General features: G+C 64.8%; 10 protein-coding genes. 3 read left to right on the forward strand and 7 right to left on the reverse strand.

All coding sequences use genetic code 11. From position 1 onward, the window contains the following. Positions 1 to 75 precede the first annotated feature (75 nt). Positions 76 to 948 carry a proteasome-type protease gene (locus HDG39_RS17330; protein ID WP_026226351.1) on the forward strand — a complete coding sequence of 291 codons (873 nt, stop codon included), beginning with the start codon at positions 76 to 78 and terminating at the stop codon, positions 946 to 948. A gap of 154 nt (positions 949 to 1,102) precedes the next feature. On the opposite strand, the gene HDG39_RS17335 is transcribed toward HDG39_RS17330, so the two are convergent. From HDG39_RS17335 to HDG39_RS17340, 3 genes are all read right to left on the reverse strand, one after another. Then, on the reverse strand, positions 1,103 to 2,287 hold the full coding sequence (locus HDG39_RS17335; RefSeq protein ID WP_184007133.1) for a porin: 1,185 nt from the start codon (positions 2,285 to 2,287) through the stop codon (positions 1,103 to 1,105). Continuing rightward, positions 2,284 to 2,526, reverse strand: a complete 243-nt coding sequence (locus HDG39_RS34630; protein ID WP_184117202.1) for a hypothetical protein — start codon at positions 2,524 to 2,526, stop codon at positions 2,284 to 2,286. The genes HDG39_RS17335 and HDG39_RS34630 overlap by 4 nt, the downstream gene beginning before the upstream one ends. A gap of 190 nt (positions 2,527 to 2,716) precedes the next feature. After that, on the reverse strand, positions 2,717 to 3,985 hold the full coding sequence (locus HDG39_RS17340) for a YihY/virulence factor BrkB family protein (protein WP_184007134.1): 1,269 nt from the start codon (positions 3,983 to 3,985) through the stop codon (positions 2,717 to 2,719). Between the two features lie 180 nt (positions 3,986 to 4,165). Here HDG39_RS17340 and HDG39_RS17345 point away from each other — a divergent pair, with 180 nt between their 5' ends. Both HDG39_RS17345 and HDG39_RS17350 read left to right on the forward strand, forming a co-directional pair. Continuing rightward, positions 4,166 to 4,720 (forward strand): YbaK/EbsC family protein, encoded by a 555-nt coding sequence (locus HDG39_RS17345; RefSeq protein WP_184007135.1) that lies wholly within the window; start codon positions 4,166 to 4,168, stop codon positions 4,718 to 4,720. 110 nt (positions 4,721 to 4,830) lie between these two features. Then, positions 4,831 to 6,390: a methyl-accepting chemotaxis protein gene (locus HDG39_RS17350; RefSeq protein ID WP_184007136.1), complete on the forward strand. Its 1,560-nt coding sequence runs from the start codon at positions 4,831 to 4,833 to the stop codon at positions 6,388 to 6,390. Between the two features lie 68 nt (positions 6,391 to 6,458). Here the strand turns inward: HDG39_RS17350 and HDG39_RS17355 are convergent, their stop codons facing one another. From HDG39_RS17355 to HDG39_RS17370, 4 genes are all read right to left on the reverse strand, one after another. Further along, complete coding sequence (locus tag HDG39_RS17355) at positions 6,459 to 7,946, reverse strand: SulP family inorganic anion transporter (protein ID WP_184007137.1); 1,488 nt, start codon at positions 7,944 to 7,946, stop codon at positions 6,459 to 6,461. Positions 7,947 to 8,209: 263 nt separating this feature from the next. Beyond that, complete coding sequence (locus tag HDG39_RS17360) at positions 8,210 to 8,800, reverse strand: BPSL1445 family SYLF domain-containing lipoprotein (RefSeq protein ID WP_184007138.1); 591 nt, start codon at positions 8,798 to 8,800, stop codon at positions 8,210 to 8,212. 268 nt (positions 8,801 to 9,068) lie between these two features. Next, positions 9,069 to 10,457 carry an FAD-binding oxidoreductase gene (locus HDG39_RS17365; RefSeq protein WP_184007139.1) on the reverse strand — a complete coding sequence of 463 codons (1,389 nt, stop codon included), beginning with the start codon at positions 10,455 to 10,457 and terminating at the stop codon, positions 9,069 to 9,071. Positions 10,458 to 11,223: 766 nt separating this feature from the next. After that, positions 11,224 to 13,269, reverse strand: a 2,046-nt coding sequence (locus HDG39_RS17370; protein WP_184007140.1) for a hypothetical protein, incomplete at its 5' end; no start/stop codon positions are given.

Consider the following 13,269-nt stretch of genomic DNA (forward strand, 5'->3'; position numbering starts at 1 on the left):
GCCGTAAACACGGATAAAAGGCGCCTGTGCGCCGGATTACAATAGCCCCGTTCCTTTGCCTTCCGCGGATTCCTTATGACTTACTGCGTAGCGATGGCCGTCAACGACGGCCTCGTATTTTTGTCCGACACGCGTACCAATGCGGGCGTCGATCACATTAGTACCGCGCGCAAGATGTCGGTGTTCGAGCAACCCGGCGAACGCATGCTGGTGCTGCTTGGCGCCGGCAATCTGTCGATCACGCAGGCGGTGCTGCACGAGCTGTCCGAGCCCGCCGATGCCAGCGAGCCCACGCTGTGGAGCGTGCCGACCATGGCGGATGCCGCGCGCGTGGTCGGCAGCGCGGTGCGTCGCGTGCATGAGCGCGAGGCCGAGGCGCTGCAGAAGTTCGGTGTCGACTTCAATTGCAGCTTCATTCTCGGCGGCCAGATCGTGGGCAACCGGATGCGCCTTTTCATGATCTACGCGGCGGGCAATTTCATCGAGGCGTCGGCCGTGAATCCGTATTTCCAGATCGGCGAGGCGAAGTATGGCAAGCCGATCATCGACCGGGTGCTGACGCCGTCCACACCGCTCGACGAGGCCGCGAAGTCCGCGCTGATCTCGATGGACTCGACGCTGCGCTCGAACCTGTCAGTGGGCTTGCCGCTCGATCTGCTCGTGTACGAGAAGGATGCGCTGCGCGTCACGCGGTTCGTGTCGATCGATCGCGACAACGCGTACTTCGACATGCTTCACCGCACGTGGGGCGAGCGGCTGCGCCAGGTGTTCGCCGAGATTCCCGATCCGGACTGGCAGCAGTCGCTGGATGCGCCGTCGCCGCAGTCGGAGCGGGCGCTGGTGCTATATCGCGCGCCGGTCGGCGCCGATGGCGTCGAGCATGAGCACGATGTGTCGCCCGCGCAGATTCTCGCGCAGGCCGACAAGGGCAAGGCGCAGCGGCGCTAGCTGCGTTGGGTTCGGAGCGCGGGTCAGGCTCGCTCGGGCCCGCACCAAGACCTCAGGACGAAAAAAAACCAGCCATCGGCATCGCCTCTGGCTGGTTTCTGGTCTCTGGCTACGCAGCGCGTCAGCTGCGTAGCAGGTCCGATTCGAAGTCCGATTAGAACTTGTGACGGATACCGAGGCTGACCATGACCTGGTTGTTGGTGCTCGACTGGTTGCCATACGAACCGATCGAAGCCGTGGACGAAACGAGTGCGCCCGTAACCGGATCACGCTGTTGGCCGCTTGCATGCTGCCATGCGGCGACCGTGTACACGTCGGTGCGCTTCGACAGCGAGTAGTCGCCGCCCAGCGAAACCTGGTTGTACGTTGCCACCGCGTCGCCCGTACCGCGGGTGTACGCGTAGCCGATACCCAGCAGGGCTGCCGGCGTGATCTGGTAGCCGACGTACACGCGGCCGACGTTGAAGATCTGCGTCGACGTGAACGCCGATTGTGCGTCCGGCTTGTAGCGCGCGTTGCTGTACGACAGGTTAGCCGTCCACGGCCCCGTCACGTACTGAGCAGCTGCCGAAGCGATACTGATCGACTTCGCCGTGGTGTAAGCCTGGTTGATGCCTGCGTTGTTCGGGAAGTTCGTGTCGAACGTAGCGCCGGGGACCGTCGTGCTGTTCCAGCCCGTGCGGACAGGAAGGTTGGTGCTTGCGTTGTCAGTCCTCAGGTAGCCACCCGCGACGCTGAACGGACCCGTTGCGTACGTTGCTGCGCCGCCCCACGTTTGACCCGAACCCGTCGCGCCTGCGACGCCGCCCAGAGCGTACATGCCTTCGACCTGGAAGCCCGACCACACCGGCGACACATACTTCAGCGAGTTGTTCACGCGGAAGCTGTTGTCGTTGTTGTCGACGTCACCCGGCGTAGCGAACGTGCTGCCGAAGTAGTTGTCGCCCGTCAGCGGCTGGATCATGTCGACCAGCGGGTCGTATTGACGACCAGCTGTGAAGGTGCCCCAAGAGTCGCCCGTCAGACCGACGTAAGCCTGACGACCGAACATCAGGCCACCTTGTCCGAGCTTGCCGGTGTTGATGTCAAAACCGTTTTCCAACTGGAAAATCGCCTTCAGGCCGCCGCCGAGGTCTTCCGTGCCCTTCAGGCCGAAACGGTTGCCTTGCAGGTTGCCGCCAAACATTTGCACGAGGCTACCGCCGTGAGGGGTAGCGTTGTTCACGTACTGGATCGATTCATCGACCAGGCCATAGAGAGTCACGCTGCTTTGCGCGTGAGCCATGCCGGAAACGCCGAGGAGCGCCAGCGAGAGGGTAGACAGTGCGATTCGTTTCATCCATTTCTCCACGCAGATGATTGTTCGTTGTTGCGGAAAGCAGAATAGCTCAGTGGCTCGGCGGGGTAGAAATGAAAAAAAAGAGTGTCGCCAAAAACTGACAATCGATGCAAACCCTTGTATTTAAAGCTTCCACCAATTGTTTCCATTTGCGCAACATTTATTGGTCTGATGCGCATTATTGTTGATTTGTTGATAGTGGCTGGGTGAATGAACGCACTATGAGCATCGATTTGCATGCTAAATGTAATCTAGTCGTCTACACGTCCACTCGTCTTTGTAGCGAAAGCATAAAAGAGACGGTGGACGAAAGGACTAGACAGGATGGACAGAAGGGGCGCGTTGTGTCCAAGCGCAATCGACTGGATTGACGGCGCAACACGTGCATCTATAAGGATATGGACGGTAGCGTGGTGTGAAGCGCCCGTTTCAGCGCCGGTCGGCGCCACGGCGCGCCATGGCCGCGGCCGTGAGCCCCGCGGCGGCCGCGAGCAGCACCGAGGTCCACGGGTTGCGTCGCACGTAGCGGTCGGCGGCCATCGCCTGGCGGCGCGCTTCGACGAGGGCGCACGCCGCGAAACGGGTGGCTTGCGCTTCGACATCGAGCACCTTGCGCGTGACGTCCACCGCAGTCTCATGCGCGGAGCGCCTTTGCGCCGCCGCGTTGATTCCCGCGGGCAGCGGCGTGGCGATTTGGCCGGCAACACCCACAGCAGCGGCAGCAGACGGCGCGGCATTTGCCGCGACGGTCGATGCCGCCAGTACCGACGCGAGCTTCGCGCGGCTGCCCGGCGGCGACTCGCCCTGCATGCCCCAGCCACCACGCGGATCGTGCAGCCGGCCGCGCGCCGCCGAGAACTCCGCGCCGAGCAGCAGCACCAACGCCGAGAAGTACAGCCACATCAGCAGCACCGCGAGCGAGCCGGCCGCGCCGAACGCGCTGGCCATGCCCGCATGCGCGAGATAGAGCGCGAACAGCTTCTTGCCAGCCGTGAACAACACGGCGGCGACGATGCCGCCCACCACCGCATCGCGCCACAGCACCCGAGCGTCGGGCAGAAACTTGAGCAGTCCGGCGAACGCGAAGATCAGCACGAGCAGCCCGACGCCGAGCTGCAGCAGATTGCCGACCACGACATACGGCGAGTCGCCCCACAGCCAGTTGCCGATAAAGACGATCACCGTATCGAGCACCAGCGACACGATCAGCAGGAACGCGACGCCGAGCACGAGCCCGAACGAAATCAGTCGCACCCGCACCAGCGCGAGCCAGCTGGAAGTGCGCGGCCCGCTGTACGGCCACACTATATTGAGCGCGCTGTTCAGCGACGAGAACGTCGCCGACGCGCCGATCGCCAGCAGCGAGAACGAGATGATCGTCGCGATGCCGCCTTTGGCGCCCGCGTGATGCGCGTTCTCGACGATCGTCTGCACGCCGGCCGCGGCCTGGTCGCCGATCAGTCCGTTGATGTGGCCGAATAGCTCGCCGCGCGCGGCCGCCGGGCCGAAGAACCAGCCGGCCACCGCGATCACCATCACGAGCGTCGGCGCCAGCGAAAACGCCGCATAGAACGCGATGCTCGCCGCCAACGCAGGACAGCGGTTCTCAGTGAACTGCCGCAGTGCGCCCATCGCCCAATTGGCCTGATGACGCGCGGCCTGCTGAAGGTTCTCGCGAGAGAGCGTGTCGATGTCCATGATCGTGTCTGAATCGTGAGGGCGCCTTCAGGGTGTTTGCTTCATTGCCTTCCGCAAACCTCGTGCCCGTCACTATACAAGTTAAGCGGAGCGCTGCATGGCCTGCTTTCATGGCCTGTTTCGCGGCCGCCCGCGCGTACCGCTAGAATGCAGCGGGTTAATGTCACCTTTCCGCTCATCATGCATTCGCACGAACTCGTACAGCAACTCGACGTCATCGAGCGCGACCAGTGGAGCGCGCATCTGCCCGCGCACGTCATCGAACAATTGCCGGCGCGCGGGATCACGGTGTTCGCCGTCACCGACGACGCCTCCGACACCGCCGCATTCAGCGCTCGCTACGGCTTCGGTCTCGAAGACTGCGCGAACACGATCGTGATCCGCTACAGGAAAGAGGGTGGCGAGCACTATGCGGCGCTCGTGTCGCTCGGCTCGCGGCGGCTCGACATCAACGGCGCGGTGAAGGCTGCGCTCGGCGCACAGCGGCTGTCATTCGCGAAGCGCGAGGCGGCGGTCGAGCATAGCCAGATGGAGTTCGGCGGAATTACCGCGTTCGGTCTGCCGGCCGACTGGCGCATCCTCGTCGACGCCGCCGTGATGGAGCGTGCGCAGATCGTGATGGGCGCCGGCGCGCGCGCGGCCAAGCTGCTGATGTCGCCCGACGTGCTGCGGCAATGGCCGCGCTGCGAGGTGGCGGCGCTGACGCTGCCGGCGGACGGAAACCCGCAACCTTGAAGCCGCACTGAAGTTTTCTTCCGTCGCGCCGTTAATCCCGACTACGACATGAAACGTTTGCGGCGTCCGTTCGCGCGGACAGCCGCCGACCACGACAAGGGATACGGAAGATGGAACGGTTTCGCCTGAAAGTGCGGCTGTGGCTCGCGCTCGCGGTGATGTGCATGGGCATTCTGGCGATCGGCCTGTGGGGGGCGTTCAAGACACGAGACACGATGATCGCCGATCGCGAGGGCGAGCTGAAAAACGTGGTCAGCATCGCGTACAGCGTGCTCGATCGCTACAACGCGCTCGTCGCGGCCGGAACGCTGCCCCTCGCCGACGCGCAGCGCGCCGCGATGGACGACCTGCGCGCAATGCGCTACGACGGTGCCGGCGGCTATCTCGTGCTCGAAGACAGCCAGGCGCACGTGCTGATGCATGCCACGCGCGCCGACCTCGTCGGCAAGGACATGACCAACGTCACCGATCCGGACGGCCGCCACGTGTTCAAGGAAGGCTCCGAGCAAACGCAGCGCGAAGGCGAGGCCTTCGTTCATCTGCAGTTCCCGAAGCCCGGCACCGACAAGCTTGCGCCGAAGATCAACTACATGCGGCTTTACAAGCCGTGGGACTGGACCATCGTCACCGGCGTCTTCACGGACGACATCGACGGCGTGTTCTACCGCACCCTCGTGCAATACGTGATCGCGGCGGTGGTGCTTTGCGCGCTCGTGTCGCTGGTGATCGGCGTGATTCTGCGCAGCATTCTGCGTCAGCTTGGCGGCGAACCGGCGTACGCGCTGCAGATCGCATCGCGTATCGCGGACGGCGACCTCGACGTGGTCGTCGACGCGAAGGCCGGCGACAGCACGAGCCTGCTCGCCGCGATGAAACGGATGCAGCAGCGTCTCGCGCAGGCGATCGAGCAGATTCGCGGCGGCGCGACGCTGATTTCGTCGGTATCGAACGAGATCGCCGCGGGCAATTCGGACCTGTCGCGCCGCACGGAGCAGCAGGCGGCCGCGCTCGGCGAGACCGCGTCGAGCATGGAGCAGATCACCGCGACCGTGCGTCAGAACGCCGACAACGCGAAGCAGGCGAGCCAGCTCGCGTACAACGCGTCGGAGACCGCGGCGCGAGGCGGCGCGGTGGTCGGTCAGGTGATCGACACGATGCGCGGGATTTCACAGTCGTCGCACCGGATCGGCGACATCATCGGCGTGATCGAAGGGATTGCGTTTCAAACCAATATTCTCGCGTTGAACGCGGCCGTCGAGGCGGCGCGCGCGGGCGAGGAGGGCCGCGGTTTCGCGGTGGTCGCGGGCGAAGTGCGCACGCTCGCGCAACGCAGCGCGGCAGCCGCGAAGGAGATCAAGGCGCTGATCGAGCAATCGGCCGCGCAGATCGCGGGCGGTTCGGAGCACGTCGGACGCGCGGGTGACACGATGCAGGAAGTCGTGCAGGCGGTACGTCGTGTCAACGACATCATGGGCGAGATCAGCGCTGCGTCGGCCGAGCAGACATCGGGCATCGAGCAGGTCAACATCGCGGTCGCGAGCATGGATCAGACGACGCAGCAGAATGCGGCGCTCGTCGAGGAAGCGAGCGCGGCGGCCGATGTGCTGAAGACGCAGACCGGGCAGCTGTCGGCGGCGATCGCGGTGTTCCGGTTGCCCGAGCAGCGCTAAAGCACCAGGCCGCGTTGTCGACGCGCGCGAGAATTCACCGCACGCGGGCTCGCAACGCGGTGCGTGTCTCACGCCAGGCCGATCCCCGCGCGGCTCAACAATTGGCGGTTGCGCTCCGACAGATTCTTCATGCGCAATTGCTTGCCCGCCTTGCGATAGCGCTCGGCCAGACCCTGCAACGCGGCGAGCGCCGAATGATCGGCGAGCAGCAGGTGACTGCAATCGACGGTCACGCTCGCCGGGTCACGCGCCGGATCGAACAGCTCGTGAAAGCGCGTCGTCGACGCGAAAAACAGCGTGCCGCGCGGCACATAGGTCTTATGGCCCGCTCGATCCTCGGCATGCGCGTGAATTTCGCGCGCGTGCTGCCACGCGAAGTTGAGCGCGGCGATCACGATGCCGCACATCACCGCGATCGCGAGATCGGCAAACACGGTGATGACCGTGACCGCGACGATCACGAGCGCGTCGTTGCGCGGCACCTTGCCGAGCACGCGCAGCGATCCCCACGCGAAGGTTTGCTGCGCGACCACGAACATCACGCCCACCAGCGCCGCGAGCGGAATTCGCTCGATCAGCGGCGACAGGAACAGGATGTACAGCAGGATCATCACGCCGCTGACTATTCCCGAAAGCCGCGAGCGTCCGCCCGAATTCAGGTTGATCATGGTCTGGCCGATCATCGCGCAACCGCCCATCCCGCCGAACAGTCCCGATGCGATGTTCGCCGCGCCGAGCGCGACGCATTCGCGATTCGGCTGACCGCGCGTTTCGGTGATTTCGTCGGTCAGGTTGAACGTCAGCAGCGTTTCGAGCAGACCGACGATCGCGATCAGCACGGCGTACGGCAGGATGATGCGAAGCGTCTCGAGATCGAGCGGCACGTCGGGCAGATGCAGCGTGGGCAGATTGCCGGCGACATGCGCCATGTCGCCGAGCGTGCGCGTCGGCAGATGCAGCAGCTGCGTGAAAAGGCCGATGCCGAGAATGGCCACGAGCGCCGGTGGCGCGGCTCGCGTAAGTCGCGGCAGCAGATAGACGATCGCCATCGTCAGCGCGACGAGCGCGCACATCGTCGCGAGCGCGCTGCCGTGCAGCCAGGCTTCGCCGTGCGGTGTGACCGTTTTGAAGTGAGCGAGCTGCGCGGTCGCGATGACGATCGCGAGTCCGTTGACGAAGCCGAGCATGACCGGATTCGGGACCATGCGGATCAGTTTGCCGAGCCGCAATATGCCGAACAGCATCATCAGGAGGCCGCTCAGGATCACGGTCGCGAGCAGATACTGCGCGCCGTGCTCGACGACGAGCGCGACGATCACGACGGCCATCGAGCCCGCCGCGCCCGAAATCATGCCGGGACGTCCGCCAAATAGCGCGGTGACGGTGCAGATAAAGAATGCGCCGTACAGGCCCATCAACGGATTCAGATGGGCGACGAGCGCAAAGGCGATGCATTCGGGCACCAGCGCGAACGACGAGGTCAAGCCTGCGAGCACGTTGCTGCGAATGCCGGACAGCCAGGCGGGCCGACCGGAAGCGGGACTAGCGGTGTTCATGTTCTACGAGGTGGCGCGCGAGCGCAATGCCGAGGCTTGTATGGGCTGCGCTGAAATGGCGTGGCAACGCGCGGCTGCGCGAAGGATTGCGTCCGCTGGGCGCGGACGGTTTACGAAAGGCGTGGATTCTACCGTAGCGCGATGAACGGCGCTGGCGAAGCGGGCGGGAACGCTATGGCCCGAACGCGCGGCGCGGATCTGTCGTGCAATCGCGTGGCGCGCTCGCACCACAAATCCGCAAGAGGGAAAGCTCGCTCAGATGCTCAGATAATCAGCCGCGACACCTTCGTGCCCTCGAGCGACACGCCGGCCATCAGGCCGCCGTTGGTCAGCACGAAAGCCTGTACCGGGCTCGTCGCGGTCGACGAATCGACCGCGCCGTTCGCGCCGACTTTCAGCACGGCGACGGTCGCATTCGCGCCGACTGCCCAGCCCTGGCTGTGCATGAATTCGTCGAGCGCTTCCTGCGTCATGAACAGAAATACGAGCGCCTTCGACTGCGCGCCGATCTGCAACCCGAACGAGCCCGCGACCGTGCTGTAGTAGCCGACCGTGCGGCCGCCGATGCGCATCGCCCCTTCACCATACTGTCCGCCGACCCAGAAACCGGCCGAGATCACCGATGGAAACACCAGCACGCCGCGCGCTTTCGCAACGAGCTCACGCGCACCGTCGACGTTTTCGTAGAGACGCGCGAGCGTCGAGTCGACGCCGGCGTTGATCGTGTCGCGCTTGCCGGCGTTGGCAGACGGCGATGCGTTCGAGGACGGCGAAGTCGTCGTGCAACCGGTGAGGCTCAGGCCTGCGACGGCCAATGCAGCGCTGCCGGTCATGATGAATTGTCGTCTGCGCATGACTGTTTTCCTTTGCGTTTCTCACGCGTGTTGTACGTTTTGGAAGTGTGCGGCGAGTCGCCTGCTTTGCTTTGTTCTCATTTGCACGCGGGAGGTTCCGTGCGCGCGCGGTTATCGCAGCCAGGCGGCGGCGTGCCGCGACGTCGCATCGCGGACGTCCACCGCTCAAACAGCAGGTAGCGTGCCCAAGGGCCGCGCCGCCTTGCGCGAGGGCGGCGTGGCCATTTGCAGTTCGGGTTTTTGCGCCGCTTTCCGTCGCGCGTCGTCGCTACACCGTTGGGCGAATGTTCTGGTTATGGCGGAACAGGTTGCGCGGATCGTAGCGGTTCTTCACGGCGACGAGCCGCTCGTAGTTGGGCCCATAGGCATCCGCGATACGGCCGCCTTCCTCCTGCGTCATGAAGTTGACGTACACGCTGCCTAGCGCAAAGGGGCGCGACGCGTCGAAAAATTCGCGCGCCCATTTGACACAACGCTCGTCGTCGCGCGCATCGTCCCAGCGGCCGTGCACGTTCATCGCGTATTGCGTCTCGCGACTTGGGTAAGCGGTCGCGTCGACCGCCACGCGCTGCGTTTGCGCGCCGATGAGCCCGAAGAAAATTTCGCATTGCGCGGACGGCAGTGTGTCGATCGCGCGGATCAGCGCGTCGATCAGTCCATCGTCGATGGTGGCGAGGTTGTGCGACTTCCAGTAGTTGCGCGCGCCCGGCGTGAGCAGCGGATCGAAGGCCTGTTGCCAAACTTCATAAGGCATCGGACCGAGATGTTCGCCGAGCGGCTTGCCGAAGCCGCGCACGGCTTCCACCGCGGCTGGGCCTTTTTCGACCGGCCCGTTGTAGCACATCGGGAACAGGAGCACGGGTTGGCCGTGCACGTCGGGCGGCAGGAACGGCAGCGGTGGCGCGAGCCGCGCGACGGCCCAGACGGCCAAATCGTCGGGCATCGCGGGCGCGGCATCGCGGTATTTGATCAGCGCTTCCTTCGCGTCGGCGAGCGGCAACACGACGAGGCCGCCATACACGAGCGGGCCGACCTCATGCAGCGCGAACTCGAATAGTGTAACGACGCCGAAATTGCCGCCGCCGCCGCGAATCGCCCAGAACAGATCGTCGTGCGAAGTGGCGCTCAGGTGGCGCAATTCACCGTCCGCGGTGACGATGTCGGCCGCGACGAGGTTGTCGATCGTCATGCCGTAGCGGCGGCTCAACCAGCCGAAGCCGCCGCCGAGCGTCAGACCCGCGACGCCGGTCGTCGAGTTGATACCGAGCGGCGTCGCGAGTCCGAATGCCTGCGCTTCGTGATCGAGATCGTGCAGCGTCGCGCCCGGTTCGACATAGGCGCGCCGCGCTTCCGGGTCGATGCGCACCGATTTCATCGTGGACAGATCGAGCACGAGGCCGTCGTCGCACACAGCGCTACCGCCGATGTTGTGGCCGCCGCCGCGAATTGCGAGCGGCAGGCCGTTGTCACGCGCGAAGGCGACACCGCGGCGCACGTCAGCAACACCCGCGCAGCGCAGGATCATCGCGGGGGAACGGTCGATCATTGCGTTCCAGATGCCGCGCGCCGTGTCGAAGCCCGGCGTGTCGGGCAGCAGAAGCTGACCGCGAAGTCCGGATTTGAATTCGTCGACCGCGCTGCTGGAGATAGTAACCATGTTGTACCTCGTCGAAGAGGGGAAGGCACTCGCAGAACACTGCTCCGCAGACCAAACAAAAATGCGGGCGGTGAATGAAAGCGGATTGAGAGGTTCGGCTGCGTGCAGTAAACGGGGCGGCGCGTCGAAGTCAAACAAAGGTTTACCCGCGTTCCTGGGCGATTCCACGCCGTGGCTCGCGGGGACAGGCTTTTGCGGGCAGGGCAACGACGATACGCGGCGGTACCGCTGAAGATGGTGGGAATGCTCCGGGAAAAGCGTGCGCGCTGATGTGTTGGTTCTCCGACGCGCTGGTGGTTGTGCCACGACACTTTGCATATGGGCGTGGCTCGTGATCGCGTGCGACCGAGGCACACGTTCGACGACTGTGCGAGGTAGCGCACATCGCGACAGCGATTTTCGCGACGCACGCGCATTGCCCGACGACGCGTAATGTTTCGCACGCGCGTTTCGGTGATTTTTATTGCGTTGTCTATTGGATTGCTCTCATTTGGGTTTTCCTATTTTTATTTTTATGTGCGAATGGCCACATGAATAAACGGATGATGTGTAAATGGTCCGTATTTGTCCGATAAAAACCAGAGGCTAATTTTCTTTTTTCTGATCCGATTGCATTGAGCGCGATAGTTTTTAACTTCCTGTCTGAAGAATATGGAGTAGCGGATTTGGCGGGCGGGTCGTCGTTTAACGCCGCTTGACGGGCCGAATCGGCAATATCCCATTGCGTGGTCTAGCGCACGGTCGAGCGATTGCGCTGCGAATAACTTCAACGTCCATCAAGCCTCGCTGTGCGGCTCTCACGATCACGTGCGCGCATGGCCAGCCGATTCTCTCGAAGCACGCCAAATCGGACCGGGGATTTTCCGTGAGAGAAGTTTTTAGTGCGAACGCATTTTAAATTCGCGTAAAGCGAAGCTGCGTAAAGGCTTTGACTTTTCGTTTTGTTGACGAGCGGAGATTCACTCGTTAATTGGACCGGTCTTTTTGGCGAAATAATTCGGAGAGTGAAATGAAGAAGCAAAACGGGGACGCGTGGATATTGGGAACGCGACGGGCGGCTTTGGCGGTCGCGGTCAGTCTTTATGCGGCGATGGCGGGTGCGCAGACGAATTCGGGGAGCACCGCCGCGCCGGCAGCGAATCCCGGAGTGATGGTGCTCGCCGAGGCTAGCGTGCACGGCGGATGTCCGTCGGGCGGCGGGCCGGGCTGCACGTCGCAGGGATTCGGGCAGCTCGGGGCGGGCGCCTTCGGCGTCGCGGCGGCGGGGCTCGGCCCGACATCGTCCCCCGGCTCGCCGGCGGGCAACGGGACGTCCTCGACGGGCACGGGCGCGGGAAGCGGTGGCGGGAATAGCTCGGCTAATTCCGGCCCGGGCGGGGTGGGCTCGGGAAATACCGGCGGCAACAACGGCAATGGCGGTGCCGGCGACAACGGTAACGGCGGCGCGGGCGGCGGTGGTGGCACGGGCGGCGATGGCGGCGGTAACGGAGGCGGTGATAACGGCGGGGACGGTGGTGGGGATGGTGGACATGGTCATGGCCACGGTGGCGATGGTGACGGCGATGGCGGCCACGGTCATGGGCACGGTGGCGATGGTGACGGCGATGGCGGCCATGGACATGGCCAGGGCGGTGATGGTGACGGCGATGGCGGTCACGGTCATGGGCACGGCGGCGATGGTGACGGCGATGGCGGTCACGGTCATGGGCACGGTGGCGATGGTGACGGCGATGGCGGCCACGGTCACGGTCATGGGCACGGTGGCGATGGTGACGGCGATGGCGGTCACGGTCATGGGCACGGTGGCGATGGTGACGGCGATGGCGGTCACGGTCATGGGCACGGTGGCGATGGTGACGGCGATGGCGGCCATGGACATGGCCAGGGCGGTGATGGTGACGGCGATGGCGGTCACGGTCATGGTCACGGCGGCGATGGTGACGGCGATGGCGGTCACGGTCATGGGCACGGTGGCGATGGTGACGGCGATGGCGGTCACGGTCATGGGCACGGTGGTGATGGTGACGGCGATGGCGGTCACGGTCATGGTGGCGATGGTGACGGCGATGGCGGCCACGGTCATGGGCACGGCGGTGATGGTGACGGCGATGGCGGTCACGGTCATGGTCACGGTGGTGATGGTGACGGCGATGGCGGTCGCGGTCATGGTCACGGTGGCGATGGTGACGGCGATGGCGGTCACGGTCATGGTCACGGCGGTGATGGTGACGGCGACGGCGGCCATGGCGCCAGCGGTCACGGCGACGGCGGCCACGGTGACGGCGGCCACGGTGACGGCGGCCACGGCAGCAGCGGTGGCGAAGGCAAAGGCGGTTCCGGCCACGGTGGCCATGGCGGTGAAGGCGGTGGCGGCCAGGGCAACGGCGGCTCCGGCCACGGCGGCCATGGTGGTGAAGGCGGCGGCCAGGGCAACGGCGGCTCCGGCCACGGCGGCCATGGCGGTGAAGGCGGCGGCCAGGGTAACGGTGGTTCCGGCAACGGCGGCCATGGCGGTGAAGGCGGTGGCGGCCAGGGCAACGGCGGCTCCGGCCACGGCGGCCATGGTGGTGAAGGCGGCGGCCAGGGTAACGGCGGTTCCGGCAACGGTGGCCATGGCGGTGAAGGCGGTGGCGGCCAGGGCAACGGCGGCTCCGGCCACGGCGGCCACGGTGGCGAAGGCGGCGGCCAGGGTAACGGCGGTTCCGGCCACGGTGGTCATGGCGGTGAAGGCGGTGGCGGCCAGGGCAACGGCGGCTCCGGCCACGGCGGCCATGGTGGTGAAGGCGGCGGCCAGGGTAACGGCGGTTCCGGC

The organism is Paraburkholderia lebeckiae, assembly GCF_014201005.1.
Taxonomy (GTDB): Bacteria; Pseudomonadota; Gammaproteobacteria; order Burkholderiales; family Burkholderiaceae; genus Paraburkholderia; species Paraburkholderia tuberum.

Excerpts from the sequence above, each read along its gene's own strand:
- HDG39_RS17355 (WP_184007137.1), bottom strand. The coding sequence starts at position 7,946 with ATGAACACCGCTAGTCCCGCTTCCGGTCGGCCCGCCTGGCTGTCCGGC.
- HDG39_RS34630 (WP_184117202.1), bottom strand. The coding sequence starts at position 2,526 with ATGCAAATCGATGCTCATAGTGCGTTCATTCACCCAGCCACTATCAAC.
- HDG39_RS17350 (WP_184007136.1), top strand. The coding sequence starts at position 4,831 with ATGGAACGGTTTCGCCTGAAAGTGCGGCTGTGGCTCGCGCTCGCGGTG.
- HDG39_RS17345 (WP_184007135.1), top strand. The coding sequence starts at position 4,166 with ATGCATTCGCACGAACTCGTACAGCAACTCGACGTCATCGAGCGCGAC.
- HDG39_RS17335 (WP_184007133.1), bottom strand. The coding sequence starts at position 2,287 with ATGAAACGAATCGCACTGTCTACCCTCTCGCTGGCGCTCCTCGGCGTT.
- HDG39_RS17360 (WP_184007138.1), bottom strand. The coding sequence starts at position 8,800 with ATGCGCAGACGACAATTCATCATGACCGGCAGCGCTGCATTGGCCGTC.
- HDG39_RS17330 (WP_026226351.1), top strand. The coding sequence starts at position 76 with ATGACTTACTGCGTAGCGATGGCCGTCAACGACGGCCTCGTATTTTTG.
- HDG39_RS17365 (WP_184007139.1), bottom strand. The coding sequence starts at position 10,457 with ATGGTTACTATCTCCAGCAGCGCGGTCGACGAATTCAAATCCGGACTT.
- HDG39_RS17340 (WP_184007134.1), bottom strand. The coding sequence starts at position 3,985 with ATGGACATCGACACGCTCTCTCGCGAGAACCTTCAGCAGGCCGCGCGT.